Genomic DNA, 15,931 nt, shown 5'->3' on the forward strand with positions numbered 1-15,931 from the left:
TTTTGCGAAACTTTTCGCAAAACAGGGGAAAAAAGGCACCTACCCCCCCTCACCGAAGTCGTGCAGGCCGGGTTGCGAGCGGCGGCGGAAGCGCGGCGGCGTAAGGGCGGAAGATGGCGGGCGTAAGGATACTGGCGGTCAGCGGGTTGTTCAAGGGGAAAGAAAAGCGCGGTCAATTCCGGGGAAAGGCGTATTTTCATATAACAAAAATCCGCTATGGAAAACCGTGTGCCCGGTGAAGACCTGCTTACCGAACATATAGCCAATCTCGACGAGCTGCAACGACAGGGTTATGAATCGACCGTCCGGCATGGACGGAATACCCTGTTTTGGATTGCGGCGCTGCTGGTGGTGTCGCAGGTGCTGATTTCTTACGCCCACCAGGACCTTACGCTACAATTGCTGGGGATCATTTTGTTGCTGGGGACGCTGTTTGCGGCGCTGGGGTTTTATACGCGTCGTAAACCCTTTGTGGCGCTACTCACAGGCACGGTCTGTTATGTGCTGCTGTGGAGCATAGACCTCTTTTGCGGCTATGCCCGCGGTAGCGTGAATGTCACGACGGGAATTTCGGGCGCGCTGGTGCGCGTGGCCTTTACCCTGTTCCTGATAAAGGCCCTTCCCGACGCCTGGAAGCTGGAGCGGCTGGCGCGCACGCCTTGAGGCGCGGGGGGCTACCAGCCAAGGATATACGAAAACATGAGCGGCGCCACGATCGTTGCGTCGCTTTCCACGATGAACTTCGGCGTGTCGATACCGAGCTTGCCCCAGGTGATCTTTTCGTTGGGAACGGCGCCGGAATACGAACCGTAAGAAGTGGTGGAATCGGAAATCTGGCAGAAGTAAGACCAGAAGGGGACGTCATGCCATTCGAGGTCCTGGTACATCATGGGGACCACGCAGATCGGGAAGTCGCCGGCAATGCCGCCGCCGATCTGGAAAAAGCCCACCCCCTTTCCATCGCTGTTCGCACGGTACCAGTCGGCCAGCCAGGCCATGTATTCGATACCGCCTTTTACCGTAGACGCCTTCAATTCCTTTTTGATGACATAGCTGGCGAAGATGTTGCCGGTGGTGGAGTCTTCCCAGCCCGGAACGACGATGGGAATGTTCTTCCTGGCGGCGGCCACGATCCAGCTGTCCTTCGGATCGATCTCATAGTATTGCTCAAGCTCCCCGCTAAGGACGACCTTATAAAGGAATTCGTGGGGGAAGTAGCGTTCGCCTTTGGACTCGGCGTCTTTCCACACCTTGACGAGGTGTTTTTGCAGCCGCCGGAAGGCCTCTTCCTCGGGTATGCAGGTATCCGTGACGCGGTTATAGTGATTTTCCAGGAGGTCCCATTCCTGTTGGGGGGTCAGGTCCCGGTAATTGGGCACCCTTTTGTAGTGGGAGTGCGCGACCAGGTTCATCACGTCTTCTTCCAGGTTGGCGCCGGTGCAGGAGATGATCTGGATCTTATCCTGGCGGATCATTTCAGCCAGCGACAAACCCAATTCCGCGGTGCTCATGGCCCCGGCCAGTGTGACCATCATTTTGCCCCCGGCATCGAGGTGGGCTTCATATCCTTTGGCAGCGTCCACCAGCGCCGCCGCGTTGAAGTGGCGGTAGTGGTGTTGGATGAACTGAGAGATGGGACCCTTGGACATATGCGTGTTTTTGAGCCGCAAATGTAAGGGTTTTGGCGGCGGCGGCGGGTTAAATTTGCACCGCCGCCAAAAGCGCGGCTATTGCTTGTCCAGCGTATCCGTGATCTTCGCCTTCCGTCCGTCGAGGCGCACCTTATAGATGTGTTGCGCGTCCTCCAGGGTGCCCTGGTAGGTCGTCACCTCCGTCCCATCGGGGCTGGTATCATCCACCATTTCGGTCATGCCCTGGATGTCCTTGCCGGGGAACTGGTCGGCAAGGATGGTGCGGATCCGGTCGGGCAGGTTGCCCGCATCGTAATACCGGAAGAAGGTCAGGAGCTTCCCGTCCTTATCGATATTGGCGGTGGTCTTCACCGAGCCGACCACGAAATACGCGGTAAAGACGCCTTCTTCATCCGCACCCTTCCATTGCACGTTTTTGGCGCTGGGGAAGGCTTCGGTCAGCTCGTCTATCGCGGCCTGGGTGACGTAGGCTGTGTGAGTGGTGATGGGGGCGGTGTGAAAGGTAACGGGAGCGGCGGAAGCCGATACCCCGCCGATGGTGATGAGGAGACCAAGAGCGGTCTCAAGCATTGTGTTTGTCATGGTATATCGTTTTGCTGTGGTACAAAGGTCAAAAGGGATACCATGCGTTTTTCGGGAAAGGGACTATAGGGGCCAGCAGGTGGTTACCGCCCGGGCGGCGTCACGGCCATATAGCCCTAGGCGCTGGGCAAGCGGTTATAGTTCAGCAAGTTGATTGTTTCGCCGCAGGTTTATCGCGCCTGGGTTAAAACTGCGTTAAACTGGAGCTCCGGGCGAATGGCGTGTCGGGCGCGGGCCGGCGCCCCACGGGCGAATGGCCGACTCGCCGGGCGGCGGCCCGCCGGAGGGCAAAAAAGAAGGGCGGCATGGCCGCCCCTTGTGCACAAAGGTTATTGATCCGTTTTATTGCTTGTCAAGCTTTTCGGTTTCTTCCATGTCGTTACCAACGACCTTTACCGTATACCAGAATTTGGCGTCTTCCAACTTGATGTAGTAGGCGACGTCTTCGTTCTGGTTCTTTGAAAACTCGGTTACGCCGGAGATCGTTTTGTCGGAGTACTTGGTTTTCAGCAGCGCCAGGACGGTAAGCGGGAGACGGTCTTCGCCGTAGTACCGGAGCACGCTGATGAGCTGGCCGTCGTGGTCGAAATTGGCGACGGTTTTGACGTCATACTGGCGGAAGTACGCGGTGTAGGTATCCCCGTTCTTGCTTTCGGTCCAGTTGATGGACTCGGCGGAAGGGAAATTCTTGACAAAGGACTTTTTGGCTTTGTCATTTACATCCCTTACCGGGGCGGCGAGGGTGTAGGAACTGATGGAAGCGGCGAGCAGCAGGCTGAGGCCGATCTTCTTGGCGGTGTGATGGATAATGAGACTCATGGCTATTAATTTTAAATGGCTATAACAGATTTCAGTAACAAAGTTGATGTTTTGCGGGAAACCAAGCGGATAAATGGTACCGTAGGTCACGCACACGTGCATACTGGATAAGATCGTTTATCATCCGCTCCGCAAAACAACGGCCTCCGACACGTGAAATGCCCTTCCAGTAAGGTTTACAGGCTAATATTACTTTGTTACTATGACAAGGTTAATCTTGTGTTAAACTACAACGATGGTTTTCGTAGATGGGATGAATGAAAGGGCGGCCAATAGAAATTGTCTTGTGCTTTAGGTGTACATTGTAGTATGAATTTCCTGGCCCACGCATACCTATCGTTTGACACCGATGCTGTCCTCGTGGGCAACGTGATCAGCGACTTCGTCAAGGGAAAAGCCTGGGAGGCATATCCTACAGGCATACAACACGGTATCAAGCTGCACCGCCTCATAGACGACTTCACGGACACGCATCCCGTTTTCCGGGCGGCCCGGGGTTTCCTGGCGCCGGCGGTGGGCCGGTATAGCGGCGCTTTCCTCGACATCATATACGATCACTTCCTGGCAAACGACCGTACGCGTTTTACGCCGGAAACGCTGGCCGCTTTTGCCCGGCATGTATATAAGACCCTGGAAGAATCGGCCGCCTATCTGCCACCGGGGTTTGTGCAAACCTTTGCCTATATGAAGCAGCACGATTGGCTGTACAACTATTCTCTCCGGGAAGGCATCGCGCGCAGCCTGGAGGGCATGGTCCGGCGGGCGCACTACCTCCCTGACGGCGCGCCGGTATACGCCTTGTTCGAGCAACACTACGAGGAGCTCGCGGAGAGCTATGGTAAATTTTTCCCCGAATTGGAAGCCTATACGCGGAAACACTTTGCTTTATAATACTTTTGCCTAGTTAAAGACAAGACTATGAGACTGGAAACCAAACTTATCCATGCCGGAGTGCGACCCGATCCCTCGACGGGCGCGATCATGACGCCCATATATCAGACGTCCACCTACGTACAGGCGGCGCCGGGACAGCACAAAGGCTACGAATACGCGCGCACGCAAAACCCCACCCGCGACGCCCTCCAGCAGGCGCTGGCCGCGATCGAGGGCGGCTCCTGGGGTCTGTCCTTCGCTTCCGGCATGGCGGCGACGGATGCCATCCTGAAGCTCCTTTCGCCCGGTGACGAGGTCATCGCGGCAAACGATATGTACGGAGGTACCTACCGCATCTTTACAAAGGTGTTCGAAAAATACGGACTCCGTTTTCACTTCGTCGATATGCAGGACCCGGCGTCGCTGCTACCGGTGCTGAACGACCGCACCCGGTTAATCTGGACGGAGACGCCGACTAACCCGATGATGACGATCACGGACATCGCGGCGGTGGCGACGCTGGCTAAGAAGCACAACGCGCTGCTGTGCGTGGACAATACCTTCGCCTCCCCTTACCTGCAGAATCCGCTGGCTTTCGGGGCCGACCTGGTGGTGCATTCCGCTACCAAATACCTGGGCGGCCATAGCGACGTGGTGCATGGCTGCATCATCGGCAACGACCCCGCGCTGGAAGAGCGGCTGCGGTTTATCCAGAATAGTTGCGGGGCGGTCCCCGGCCCCCAGGACTGCTTCCTGGTATTACGCGGGCTGAAGACCCTGCACGTCCGGATGCAGCGGCATTGTGAAAACGGCCGGGCCATCGCGCACTGGCTGCGCAACAACCCGAAGGTAGGCAAGGTGCACTGGTGCGGTTTCGAAGACAGCCCGGGTTACGAAGTGGCGCGCCGTCAAATGCGCGACTTCGGCGGGATGATGAGCTTTACCCTCAAGGACGACCGCATGGAGCCCGCTATCAAGGTGCTCAGCTCCACTCACCTCTTTTCGCTGGCGGAATCCCTGGGCGGTGTCGAGTCGCTCATCGGTCACCCCGCTTCGATGACCCACGCGTCCATCCCCCGGGAAGACCGCGTCAGGGGCGGGTTGCTGGATTCGCTGATCCGCCTGAGCGTAGGTATTGAAAATGTAGAAGACCTGATCGCCGATCTCGACCAGGCGATCGGATAGACGCCTATGACTGCTCTTCAGCTCAAAAAATTCCTCGACGCGAAGGTCCGGTTGTACAACCAACCCGGTTTTATCCAGGACGATCCCATATCCGTCCCGCACCGCTACACGCGTTTGCAGGATATAGAGATAGCCGGTTTTTTCGCGGCCATATTTGCCTGGGGCAACCGGAAGATCATCATCCGGAAGTCGTCCCAGCTCATGGAGCTGATGGACGACGCGCCCTATGACTTTGTGCGCGGACACCAGCCGTCGGACCTCAAGCGCCTGATGACGTTCAAGCACCGCACCTTCAATACGACGGACCTCCTATACTTCATCGAGTTCTTCGCGCAATTTTATGCGCGACATGCATCGCTCGAGGAAGCGTTTTTGCGCGGCTTCGCCGCGCCGGTGGCGCTCGGGGGGGACGCCGCGGGGCCGGCCGCGCCGATCGAGGCGGCCCTCAACGGCTTTTACGACACGTTCTTCTCCCTGGAATACGCCCCCGGCCGCACGCGCAAGCACATCGCGTCACCGGCGAAGAACGCCTCGTGCAAACGGATCAATATGTTCCTGCGCTGGATGGTGCGTAACGACGGCAAGGGCGTCGACTTCGGCGTGTGGCGTCGTATCCCGGCCTCGGCCCTGGTGTGTCCGGTGGACCTCCACGTCGCCCGCGTGGCCCGGCATTTCGGGTTGCTCCAGCGGAACGTCGTGGATTGGAAGGCCGCGCTGGAGGTGACGGAGGCTCTCCGTGCTTTCGACCCGGCCGACCCCGTAAAGTATGATTTCGCGCTTTTCGGACTGGGCGTCACCGAAAGTATATGATGCAAGCCGACGTCATACAATGGCTCGAAAACAGCCTCGGTTCGCCGGTTCCCTCCGGGGAGGCCGCGCTGCTCGACTGGCTGACGGACTATTGCAACGACCTCCTCGTGCACGACTTCCCCCGCCTGGTACAGCTGCTGTATCGCGTGGATGTCCCGGAGGCGCGGCTAAAGGCGACATTGGCCGCGGCCGGAGGCGAGGATGCGGGTCGGATCATGGCGTCCCTGATGCTCGAGCGCGTGGAGCAGATCGTGCGCGTGAGAAAGCAGTACACGCGCCCGGGAAAGGATATTCCGGAAGAAGATAAATGGTAAACCGCGACCCGAGCGTCGCTTTAAAACGTTGTTATGCCGCAAACCGCCTTCATCACCGGCGCCTCCCGGGGCATCGGTAAAGCCATCGCCCTGAAGCTTGCCGCCACCGGCGCCAATATCGTCGTTGCTTCCAAAACCGAAACGCCGCACCCCAAGCTGGAGGGCACCATCTACACCGCTGCCGAAGAGATCGAGCGCGCGGGCGGTCAGGCGCTTCCGGTCGTTTGCGACATACGCGACGAAGCCCAGATCAACGCCGCCGTGGAAGCCGCCGTGACCCGTTTTGGCGGTATCGACATCCTCATCAACAACGCCAGTGCCATCGGTCTCAGCAATACCGAACAGACCGAAGCCAAGCGCTTCGACCTCATGCACCAGATCAACGTCCGGGGTACCTTTTTTGTGAGCAAGGCGTGTATACCGCATTTGCGCCACGCCCCCAATCCCCATATCCTGACCCTTTCCCCCCCGCTTACCGAAGATCGGCGCTGGCTGGGCACCTACCTGGCGTATAGCCTGAGCAAATTTGGCATGAGCATGGTCGCCATCGGTCTGTCCGCCGAGCTCGCGTCCGCCGGCATCGCCTCCAACACCCTCTGGCCCCGCACCACCATCGCCACCGCCGCCGTCCGCAACCTGCTGGGCGGCGATGCCCTCGTCGCGATGAGCCGCATCCCGGAGATCGTCGCCGACGCCGCCGCGATAATTCTATCGCGCCCCGCGCGCGAGTGCACCGGGAACCATTTTATCGATGAAGATGTCCTGCGCGCCGCCGGCATAGCCGACTTCGCCAAATACGCCGTCGATCCCACACATCCCCTGGCCCCGGACTTATTCCTATAGACGAGCCGCGCTACTTTAGGATCTTCAGCTTCACCATCTCGATCCTCGTATCCGACACCTGCAAGATGTCAAACTCATAGTGATCGATGATGATCCGCTCCTTCACCTTGGGGATGGTTTCGTATTTGTTGATGATATAGCCCGAAAGGGTTTCGGACTCGGTTTCGGGGAAGTCGAGATTGTATTTTTCGCGGAGATAGTCGAGCTCGAGACGTCCGGAGAAGATATACTCGTCTTCGGCGATCTGTTTGTCGACGAACTCTTCGGTGTCGTACTCGTCCTGGATTTCGCCAAAGATTTCTTCGAGCAGGTCTTCCATGGTGACGATCCCCGAGGTGCCGCCGAACTCGTCCACGACCCAGGCGATGCTTTTGCGCTCCAGGGTGAACTTGTTGATGAGGTCGGTGACGCTCATGGTTTCGGGAACGGCGGGGATGGGCAGCAGGACCGCGGAGATGTCCCCCGGGTTTTTGAAGAGGTCGAGCTGGTGGATATAGCCGAGGATGTTGTCGATGTTCTGGTCATAGACCACCAGCTTGCTCAGCTGGGTATCGATGAACTTTTGACGGACGTCGTTTATGGGCGTGTTCCTCTCTATCCCTTCGACTTCCCTGCGCGGGACCAGACACTGGCGGACGCGCATGGAGGGCAGCGAAAGGGCGTTTTCGAAGAGCTCCTTGTTGAGCTCCTGGACGCCGCCCGGATCGTCGGAGGATTGCTCGCGCTGCTGGATAAAGCTTTCCAGGTCGGGGCGGCTAAAAAGCTCCTTGTGCTCGGTATCCCTTACGTCAAAAAGGTATTTGAGGGTCCATTCGGAAATGAACACGAAAAAGGCGGCGATGGGGTAAAGAAAACGAAAGGAGAACCGGATGAACCGTGCGAAGAACGGGAGCAGGTAGTCCCTTTTTGCCCGGAAAAGCGCGGTGAACAAAAAAACGACCACAAGGAAAAGGATCGTGGAGGCCAACGACTCGGCCAGCAGACGGACATAGATGCTTTGGGCCGGGCTGGGAAGGGCTTTCCAGAAAGGCGCCAGGAAACGGTCTACCAACAACGTATAAATAACCACGAGTATGCTCAGGGCGACGAGGATGGTAGCGACCAGCCGCGCGGGCTCCTCCAGGAACTGGGACAGAATACGACCGCTGGACAGGCCCTGTTTCTTCTTCAGCTCGATCGAGAGCTTGTTGGCGGAAGAAAAGGCTGTTTCTATGCCCGCAAAAAAACCGGTTAGCAATAAGGAGACGGCGATGCCGATGATGTAGGATACATCCATATGATACTAAAAATACCGTTTTTTTTATATCTGAGGGTAAAACGCGTGCAAAAAGGCCGTTACCTTCACCAGCGCTTCGGCACAGGCTTGTGACAAGGACTGGTTGACGACAATGGTTGTGAAGTGATCCTGAAAGGAAAGCTCGTATTCCGCCTTGCTGAGCCGGGTTTCCAGGGATTCCGGGGTTTCGCTCCCGCGGCTTTCCAGGCGATTGCGGAGTTCCGCGACGCTGGGCGGTTTTACGAAGACCGAAAACGTATGTTGCGGATACTGTTGCTGGACGTGGATGGCGCCCTTAACGTCTATATCGAGGACGGGCACCTTTCCGGCGGTCCAGATGCGCTCGAGCTCCCGGCGAAGGGTACCGTAGTACTTCCCTTCGTACACCATTTCCCATTCGGCAAAGGCGTTCTCCTGGATGTAGTGCTGGAACTCGGACATTGGCATGAAATAATAGTCCTTCCCGTTCACTTCGCCCTTTCGCGCCTGCCGGGTGGCGGCTGAAATGGAAAAGCACAGTTGGGGCACCCGCTCCAACAGGTAACGGACGATGGATGTTTTGCCCGCTCCGGAGGGAGCGGTAAAGATGACGATGGGTTGCTGGGCGCTCATATCCATCCAGCAAATAACGGAAAAAAAAACGGGCCTGGGCGCCGCGGGCGCCCTTTTGCTTGAGCGGTGGCGCTCTTTACTTCAGCCGGTACATGATCTGCATTTTTGCGATACTCGTATGGCTCTCGATCTTGTTCCCCTGGTTGTCTACCTGGCTGGCGGAGTGCTGGAGCCCTGCCTGGTACTCGACCTCCGCGCTAAACCGTTTCCAGGTGTAGGCGGCGCCGACGAGGTAGCGGATGTCCGATTTCCGGATGCTCGGTTCTTCGCCCTTGATGGTCTGCATCATCGGCGTCGGCTGGCTGGTTGCCGCCGCGGGAGCATAGGAATAGAGCCGGGACGCGGCGTACTCGGTGGATCGGCTGTCCTGTTGCTGTGATAGCAGCTTTGAGTATTGCACGCCCGCCACCAGGTTCAGGTGGGGGACGACCATCCAGGACGCCGATACGGGAACGTCCACATAGAGCAACCGGCCGATCTTCGTGGTGGAAGCGGTAACCGGCGCTGCATACGAGGCGTTTACCAGCGTATCGATCACGGTCAGGTTTTTTTGCGACAGGGTCCGGGTAAATGCCACGGGCGAAGGACCGGATACGCCGACCTTCAGGCTGAGCCGGGAGGTCACACGGTAGCGGGCGGATACGGTGGGATATAAACCTGGTTCGAAACGGTTCTGATTATTGACGCTTATGCTCCGCATGCTCCCGGGAAAGTTGGCGCCGATGCCGATGTCCAGGCCCCAGCGGCTGCGGCGCGCGGGATGCAGCGGCCCCGTGGTGGGGGCAAGGGTCTTTAGCGAGCTCGACAGGGGTTGCGCGTGCAACAGGGCGTTCTTTAGCGGTTCCCGGGTGACGGAGGGCGCCGCTGCGGACATACCCGAAAGCGAAGCGACAGCGTCATCGGACGACGCGGGAACGGTTGACGGCCGGGTCTCGCCGGTATTCGTTTCGACGCGGTTCGTCGACGGCGTATGGGCGGTGTTAACGCGGGCATCGGAAAGACGGGCATCGGAAAGACTGACGGCGGCTGGTGCACCGCCGGTGGCAGGCGCCGTGGCCGTAGCCGCCTCGTTGGGCCCCGTGGCGTTTCCAAAATCCTTGTTGGTAGTCTCCGGAACGGTAACCGGCGGTGCGGCGGTAACGGCCGGCGAATCGCCGGCTTTATGCGCTACCGCGGTGGGCGAGGGGTTCATACCCGTACGAGCCTCGTGTATAATTGCCCAGGCGGCGCCTGCCAGCACGAGACAGGCCGCCGCGGCGTACCAGCGGTAAAGGACACGCACCGGTTTGGGACGGGTGGTGGCGTCCAGCAGTGAGCTCATCAACTGCCATCCCTGACCGGGATCGGGGATCTCCGTTTCGGCCAGCTTGTGCTTGAGGTGGTCAAACAATTCGTCCCTCATGAGTACATATTTTTTTTCCTGGGGGCGTCCGCTACCGAATCGCCTCCTTCTGAGAAATATTGTCGCAGCTTCTTCCTCGCTTCCGTTAGGTGCCAGCGGGACGTACTCTCGCTGATGCCCAGGGTATCCGCTATCTGCTTGTGCGAATAGGCTTCGAAAAGGTGCATGTTCAACACCGTCTTGGTTGTCTGCGGCAGGCGTCTGATACCCTGCAGGAGCACGTCCGGGTTTAGATCGGACAAGGGGGCCTCCTCTACCGGAAGCTCCCCTATGTTTTCTAGATGAACCACCTGAAAAGCCCTCCTGTTGCGGCTTCTTACATAGTCAATGGCCGTGTGGGTGACGACGGTCTTGATCCAGGCCTCCACCGCGCCCAGGCTGGAATTGTATTTATGGATTTTGGTGAACACCTTCAGGAAGCCGTCGTTGAGGACCGACATGGTTTCCATATCGTCCTGGCAATAGCGTTGGCATATCCTGTATAGCACAGGAAAAAAATGCTTGTAAAGCAGCTCCTGGGAACGTCTGTCGTCCCGAAGGCAACCCTCTACCCATTCTTGGATTTGTCCGGGATTCATTGGCCGAGGCTGCAAGTTATCATATACATCAAAGTTAACGACTCCACTGACCCTTTCGCTGGGTGCAGGGATTTGTTAAATCTGGCGTCCGGTCTTCCGCCGGGCTACCGCCGATCTACCGCCCGTAAAATAATCTTATCTAGTTATTGACTTTATTAGTTTTATTTTTTATATTGAAAATTCAACGTAAGAGTACTTAAAAACTACAGACATGAGAAAGTTTACCTTGCTATTTGCAGGTCTATTCCTGCTTTATGGCCATATTTTGGCCCAATCCCATCAAATTAAAGGAAAAGTAATGGATGAAAACGGGGTCCCGGTACCCAACGCATCCGTTATTATCGTCGGCACCACCAAGGGAACGGTGACGGATGCTGAAGGGAGCTTTTCGCTTCAAGTTTCCAAGTCGGCGAGGGCCCTATCCTTCTCGGCGGTGGGCCTGTTGCCCGTGGAGGTCAAGCTGGGTGAAAGGACGGAGTTCAACATCCGGTTACGTACCGCCAGCCACAGCATGGAAGAAGTTGTAGTGGTGGGCTACGGCAGCCAGAAGAAGCAGGACCTGACCGGAAACGTCGCCAGTATTAAAGGCGCGGCCATCGCCGACAAGCCGCTGCCGAGCTTCGACGCCGTCCTGCAAGGCCGGGCGCCGGGCGTGCAGATCGTCCAGCAAAGCGGCGTGGTGAACAGCCCGCCCGTCTTCCGGATCAGGGGGGTCAACTCCATATCCTTGAGCTCCTACCCGCTGATCGTGATCGACGGGGTGCCTTCTTTTACGGGAGACGCCAGCGGCACCACCGCCTCCGCAAACGTCCTGTCGAGCATCAACCCGAACGACATCGAAAGCATCGACGTCGCCAAGGACGCCGCCGCCACGGCTATCTACGGGAGCCGCGCGGCTAACGGCGTGGTTTTTATCACGACCAAGCGCGGCAGGGCCGGCAAAACCCGGGTGACCTATGACGCCTGGGTGGGTTATACCCACACCTATCACCTATGGAAAATGCTGAATGCCGATCAGTATATGACGGTGAAAAACGAGGGCATCGCCAATGACAATGCCCAGCGCGTATCGGCCGGCCGGGCTCCGCTCACGGACCAGTACCTGCCCACCAACGGCCCCGATGGTAAGGAGATCAACACCGACTGGAGCAAGGTGGTCTACCGGTCGGGCATATCCCACAGCCATACGGTCAGCCTGCAGGGAGGCAACGACGCGACCAATTACTACCTGTCGGCGAACTACACATTCCAGGAAGGCATCATCGTCAAGAACGACTTTTCACGGAAGTCTTTCCGGTTCAATATGGACCACCGCGCCAACAAGCTGATCACCCTGGGGCTCACGGCCAACTATTCCAACGAGGTCAACAATGCCGCCGAGAATAATGGTTCGACCTCTGGCAATGCCTATGCAACGGCTGGTCTGGGGCGTATCGCGCTCATCCTTCCGCCGAACATCTCCCAGTACAACAACGACGGTTCCTACAACCTGAACGGGAATGCCATCGGGCCGATGAACAACAAGCTGCCCGACGGTGGCATCAGCTATTACAACCCGCAGCCCATCATCGACCTGGACCATCAAAATACCGAGAACAACCACATCCAGTCGAGTATCTATTTACAATTGACCCCGCTCAAGGGGCTGGCGTTGAAAACCCTTTACGGTATCGACTACCTGAACACCGACAACAATATTTTCCAGAACCCGATCGAGGGCGACGCCTACCAGACGGCCAATGCCAGCAGCACCCTCACCAAGTACCGCCGCTGGATATGGGACAATACGGCTCAATATTCCCACACCTTCGCCAACAAGCACAACCTGGACGTACTGGTGGGAACTGAAGAGCAATACACGAGCACCACTGGATTCGGCCTCGACCGCACGGTGATCAGCGATCCGTTCTTCACCAACATACAGGGCGGTTATACCACCAACAGCACCGCGGGTCTTTCCCTGGGCGAAGACTACCTGGTATCGGAGTTCGGTCGATTGAACTATGATTTCGACAAGAAATATTTGCTGAGCGTGAGCGTCCGGCAGGACGGCTATTCGGCCTTTTCACCGGGTCACCAGTTCGGGGTATTCCCCGCAGGGTCCCTGGGCTGGGACATTTACCGTGAAAAATTCATGTCCTCCACTTCCCGCTGGCTCAGCGCGCTGAAGATTCGCGGCAGCTACGGGCGCGTCGGCAATAACAACGGTATCGGCGACTACGCGGCCTATTCATTTTACGGCGCGGGGGTCTATAATACCAACCCCTCGCTGAACTATACCCAGGCGGGCAACAAGAACATCCAATGGGAGACCAGCACCAAGACCGACGTCGGGTTTAATTTCGGGCTCTTCAAGGACGTGGTCTCCGGCGAGTTCGCTTATTACTACAACAACATCAACAACCTCATCCTGAACGTGCCTCAATCGCCCTCCGCCGGTATCCCGGGCAACTCGGTCACCCAGAACGTGGGCGCGATGTGGAACAAGGGCGTCGAGCTGACCCTGAACGCCACCCCCGTCAACAAGCGGGATCTCGGCTGGAACCTGTCGCTGAACCTGACGCATAACGTCAACAGGGTGACGCAGCTCGCCCCTGGTGTGCCGTACATCATTACGTACACCTCCAGTCTCGAAATCACTAACATCACCAAACCGGGTTTGCCGATCGGTACCTATTATATGCTACACACCGGTGGCGTGGATCCAAATAACGGCCGCCGTATCTTTTACAACGCGGCGGGGAACCAGGTGGAGTACCAACAGGTCGCCGGAGCCGGACAGTACACCTGGTCCTACCTGAAGGACGGCAGCCAGGCGCCTTCCATCGGGGCGCAGGACTACATCCCCCAAACCCAGAAGCCCTCCATGCCCAAATATTATGGAGGCTTTTCGAATACCCTCCGCTACAAGGGTTTTACCCTCGACCTGTTGATGACCTACCAGTTCGGCGCCTGGGTGTATGACGGCACGAGGGCATCGGCCATGGACCAGCGCTTCTGGAACAACTCCACCGACGTCCTGAGGCGTTGGCAGAATCCCGGGGACCATACCGACGTACCCAGGGTCATTTTCGGGGATAACGTTTCCAACGGATCGGCCAACCCCATCGATGTGAACATACAGAACGGGAACTTCGTCAAGCTCAAAACGGCTACACTCAGCTATTCCATACCCAACGCGCTGGCGCAAAAATGGAGCATCAATAGCCTGCGGGTGTACCTCAGCGGGAACAACCTCCTCATGTTCACCAAATATGAAGGGTTCGACCCGGAAGTATCATCCAACGGCAACTCGACCACGGGCATAGGCGTAGACAGGAACACGGTCGCCAACGGGCGCACGATCACTTTTGGCCTGACGGTCGGATTCTAAACATTTAATCAGCGCACATCATGAAAAAGTACGCATACTTTCTGGCCGCAGCGTTCCTCGTGTTGGGGTCCTGCGAACGCCACTCCCTCAATATCGTCTCGACGACGAGCATCACCGACGCGTCGGCCTTCAACACCGCCTCGCGTATCCTGAATCTGGTCAAGGGTCTTTACGGCTCGGCCAGGAGCGGTAACCTGCTCGGCGGCCGGTATTTTATCTATAACGAGATCCGGGGGGAAAACTTCATCAACAACACCAACAACGCCGTGACCGGTCTTACGACCTGGAACTTCACCGTAACCGGCACCGCCCAGGAGGTTACCGGTCTGTGGGGCGCGGCTTACGCCACGATCAACCAGGTCAATACCTTCCTGGATGGCATGCGGGCCAAGGGGGACGCCATCGTCGGGACCACGCTGGCGCCTCAGTACCATGGCGAGGCCTATTTCATCAGGGCCATTTGCTATTACGACATGCTCCAGCTGTACGCCCGCCCCTACTGGGATGGCAACGGCAGCAAGCCGGGTCTGCCCCTGCGCCTGATCGGGATCACGACCCCGGGCTACAACAACCTGGGCCGCAGTACCGTGGATTCGGTCTACCAGCAGATCATAACGGACCTGGATTCCGCGGAGGCTGAACTACCGGCCATCTACACTGGTACGACCGCCACCACCGACAACTGTACCCGGGCCCACAAGAACGCGGCCATCGCCCTGAAGACGAGGGTATACCTCAGCATGGGCAACTACGCCCAGGTCATCACCGAGGCGAACAAGCTGGTGCCCGCGGCGGCGCCGTTTTCGGCCCCGAGCGGCGTGCCCAACACCCTCGTGGTGAACATAAAGACCGTTTTTTCCAGCGCCCCGAACGCCGAGAGCCTGTTCATGATCCCCTTCCTGTCCACCGAAACGCCGGGTACGCAAAACTCGCTCGGGTTGTATTTCTATAATGGAGGCGCGACGCCGGAGTACTATCTGAATGCCAACGGCGTCATCGCGCATACGACCTGGACGGCCACCGACGCGCGGCGGCAGTTCATCAACACGACCGGCAGCGTGCCCATGCTCACCAAGTGGCCCTCGCCATCCCCCTATGCCGACTGGGTCACCGTCATCCGTTATGCCGAAGTACTGCTGAACCTGGCCGAAGCCCGTGTGCGCAGCACGAACACCGTGGACGCCCAGGCCATCGCCCTGCTAAACGCCGTCCGTCAGCGGTCAGACGCCACGACGACCTTTACCGCCGGCCAATTCGCCGCGTCGACCGACCTGGCCAACGCTATCGTCGAGGAACGCAACATCGAGTTGTTAGGCGAAGGCTTCCGCAGCGCCGACCTCATGCGCCTGGGCCTCAGCTTCCCCTCCAAAGGGGCGGCGCCGCAGGTAGACCCCACCGCCAACAACTACATCTGGCCCATATCGGCTACCGAGCTGGTCGATAATCAACTTTGTGCGCCGAATCCCTAAGGATTGCGGGCGCTATCATGTCCAGTTACAGCCGCCTTCCTCTGGGGGCGGCTTTCTTTTTCAATTCCGCCGCCGTCCCGACTTTTCGCCCGCGGCCCCGGGCAGTGGGGTGGGATGCCTCTTTTACCCCGTTTTGCGAAACG

General features: G+C 57.9%; 15 protein-coding genes. 8 read left to right on the forward strand and 7 right to left on the reverse strand.

Annotated elements, in window-relative coordinates; genetic code table 11:
- The first annotated feature begins 216 nt into the window (after positions 1–216).
- Positions 217–663: a hypothetical protein gene (locus VL547_RS23205; RefSeq protein WP_325582508.1), complete on the forward strand. Its 447-nt coding sequence runs from the start codon at positions 217–219 to the stop codon at positions 661–663.
- Positions 664–674: 11 nt separating this feature from the next.
- On the opposite strand, the gene VL547_RS23210 is transcribed toward VL547_RS23205, so the two are convergent.
- The 3 genes from VL547_RS23210 to VL547_RS23220 form a co-directional block, all read right to left on the reverse strand.
- A complete protein-coding gene (locus tag VL547_RS23210; RefSeq protein ID WP_325582510.1) occupies positions 675–1,649 on the reverse strand; it encodes a deoxyhypusine synthase family protein in 975 nt (324 codons plus the stop codon).
- A 78-nt stretch (positions 1,650–1,727) separates the two neighbouring features.
- Positions 1,728–2,234, reverse strand: a complete 507-nt coding sequence (locus tag VL547_RS23215; protein ID WP_325582512.1) for a hypothetical protein — start codon at positions 2,232–2,234, stop codon at positions 1,728–1,730.
- A gap of 342 nt (positions 2,235–2,576) precedes the next feature.
- Positions 2,577–3,053, reverse strand: a complete 477-nt coding sequence (locus tag VL547_RS23220; RefSeq protein WP_325582514.1) for a hypothetical protein — start codon at positions 3,051–3,053, stop codon at positions 2,577–2,579.
- Between the two features lie 309 nt (positions 3,054–3,362).
- On the opposite strand from VL547_RS23220, the gene VL547_RS23225 reads away from it, so the two are divergent.
- The 5 genes from VL547_RS23225 to VL547_RS23245 are packed head-to-tail and all read left to right on the forward strand — an operon-like array spanning position 3,363 to position 7,078.
- On the forward strand, positions 3,363–3,944 hold the full coding sequence (locus VL547_RS23225) for an ACP phosphodiesterase (protein WP_325582516.1): 582 nt from the start codon (positions 3,363–3,365) through the stop codon (positions 3,942–3,944).
- Positions 3,945–3,971: 27 nt separating this feature from the next.
- Positions 3,972–5,111, forward strand: a complete 1,140-nt coding sequence (locus tag VL547_RS23230) for a cystathionine gamma-synthase (protein ID WP_325582518.1) — start codon at positions 3,972–3,974, stop codon at positions 5,109–5,111.
- A 6-nt stretch (positions 5,112–5,117) separates the two neighbouring features.
- Positions 5,118–5,921, forward strand: coding sequence for a TIGR02757 family protein (locus tag VL547_RS23235; protein WP_325582520.1), 804 nt, complete (start codon positions 5,118–5,120; stop codon positions 5,919–5,921).
- Positions 5,918–6,235: a hypothetical protein gene (locus VL547_RS23240; RefSeq protein ID WP_325582522.1), complete on the forward strand. Its 318-nt coding sequence runs from the start codon at positions 5,918–5,920 to the stop codon at positions 6,233–6,235. Before VL547_RS23235 ends, VL547_RS23240 begins: the two co-directional genes overlap by 4 nt.
- A gap of 33 nt (positions 6,236–6,268) precedes the next feature.
- Complete coding sequence (locus tag VL547_RS23245) at positions 6,269–7,078, forward strand: NAD(P)-dependent oxidoreductase (RefSeq protein WP_325582524.1); 810 nt, start codon at positions 6,269–6,271, stop codon at positions 7,076–7,078.
- Between the two features lie 10 nt (positions 7,079–7,088).
- Here VL547_RS23245 and VL547_RS23250 read toward each other — a convergent pair whose 3' ends face one another.
- The 4 genes from VL547_RS23250 to VL547_RS23265 all read right to left on the reverse strand — a co-directional run bounded on the left by VL547_RS23250 (position 7,089) and on the right by VL547_RS23265 (position 10,946).
- Positions 7,089–8,354, reverse strand: a complete 1,266-nt coding sequence (locus tag VL547_RS23250; RefSeq protein ID WP_325582526.1) for a hemolysin family protein — start codon at positions 8,352–8,354, stop codon at positions 7,089–7,091.
- Positions 8,355–8,378: 24 nt separating this feature from the next.
- Positions 8,379–8,972, reverse strand: coding sequence for a guanylate kinase (gene gmk / locus VL547_RS23255; RefSeq protein ID WP_325582528.1), 594 nt, complete (start codon positions 8,970–8,972; stop codon positions 8,379–8,381).
- Positions 8,973–9,042: 70 nt separating this feature from the next.
- A complete protein-coding gene (locus VL547_RS23260) occupies positions 9,043–10,368 on the reverse strand; it encodes a hypothetical protein (protein ID WP_325582530.1) in 1,326 nt (441 codons plus the stop codon).
- Positions 10,365–10,946 carry an RNA polymerase sigma factor gene (locus VL547_RS23265; RefSeq protein ID WP_325582532.1) on the reverse strand — a complete coding sequence of 194 codons (582 nt, stop codon included), beginning with the start codon at positions 10,944–10,946 and terminating at the stop codon, positions 10,365–10,367. Before VL547_RS23265 ends, VL547_RS23260 begins: the two co-directional genes overlap by 4 nt.
- Positions 10,947–11,157: 211 nt before the next feature.
- On the opposite strand from VL547_RS23265, the gene VL547_RS23270 reads away from it, so the two are divergent.
- Positions 11,158–14,319, forward strand: coding sequence for a TonB-dependent receptor (locus VL547_RS23270; RefSeq protein WP_325582534.1), 3,162 nt, complete (start codon positions 11,158–11,160; stop codon positions 14,317–14,319).
- A gap of 20 nt (positions 14,320–14,339) precedes the next feature.
- The gene (locus tag VL547_RS23275) at positions 14,340–15,788 is read left to right on the forward strand and encodes a RagB/SusD family nutrient uptake outer membrane protein (protein ID WP_325582536.1); all 1,449 of its coding nucleotides are present in this window, start codon (positions 14,340–14,342) and stop codon (positions 15,786–15,788) included.
- The last annotated feature ends 143 nt before the right edge of the window (positions 15,789–15,931 follow it).

Source organism: Dinghuibacter sp., assembly GCF_035492835.1.
GTDB lineage: Bacteria > Bacteroidota > Bacteroidia > Chitinophagales > Chitinophagaceae > Dinghuibacter.

Coding starts and splice junctions, on each gene's coding strand:
- VL547_RS23205 (WP_325582508.1), top strand. CDS start 217: ATGGAAAACCGTGTGCCCGGTGAAGACCTGCTTACCGAACATATAGCC.
- VL547_RS23210 (WP_325582510.1), bottom strand. CDS start 1,649: ATGTCCAAGGGTCCCATCTCTCAGTTCATCCAACACCACTACCGCCAC.
- VL547_RS23215 (WP_325582512.1), bottom strand. CDS start 2,234: ATGACAAACACAATGCTTGAGACCGCTCTTGGTCTCCTCATCACCATC.
- VL547_RS23220 (WP_325582514.1), bottom strand. CDS start 3,053: ATGAGTCTCATTATCCATCACACCGCCAAGAAGATCGGCCTCAGCCTG.
- VL547_RS23225 (WP_325582516.1), top strand. CDS start 3,363: ATGAATTTCCTGGCCCACGCATACCTATCGTTTGACACCGATGCTGTC.
- VL547_RS23230 (WP_325582518.1), top strand. CDS start 3,972: ATGAGACTGGAAACCAAACTTATCCATGCCGGAGTGCGACCCGATCCC.
- VL547_RS23235 (WP_325582520.1), top strand. CDS start 5,118: ATGACTGCTCTTCAGCTCAAAAAATTCCTCGACGCGAAGGTCCGGTTG.
- VL547_RS23240 (WP_325582522.1), top strand. CDS start 5,918: ATGATGCAAGCCGACGTCATACAATGGCTCGAAAACAGCCTCGGTTCG.
- VL547_RS23245 (WP_325582524.1), top strand. CDS start 6,269: ATGCCGCAAACCGCCTTCATCACCGGCGCCTCCCGGGGCATCGGTAAA.
- VL547_RS23250 (WP_325582526.1), bottom strand. CDS start 8,354: ATGGATGTATCCTACATCATCGGCATCGCCGTCTCCTTATTGCTAACC.
- gmk (WP_325582528.1), bottom strand. CDS start 8,972: ATGGATATGAGCGCCCAGCAACCCATCGTCATCTTTACCGCTCCCTCC.
- VL547_RS23260 (WP_325582530.1), bottom strand. CDS start 10,368: ATGAGGGACGAATTGTTTGACCACCTCAAGCACAAGCTGGCCGAAACG.
- VL547_RS23265 (WP_325582532.1), bottom strand. CDS start 10,946: ATGAATCCCGGACAAATCCAAGAATGGGTAGAGGGTTGCCTTCGGGAC.
- VL547_RS23270 (WP_325582534.1), top strand. CDS start 11,158: ATGAGAAAGTTTACCTTGCTATTTGCAGGTCTATTCCTGCTTTATGGC.
- VL547_RS23275 (WP_325582536.1), top strand. CDS start 14,340: ATGAAAAAGTACGCATACTTTCTGGCCGCAGCGTTCCTCGTGTTGGGG.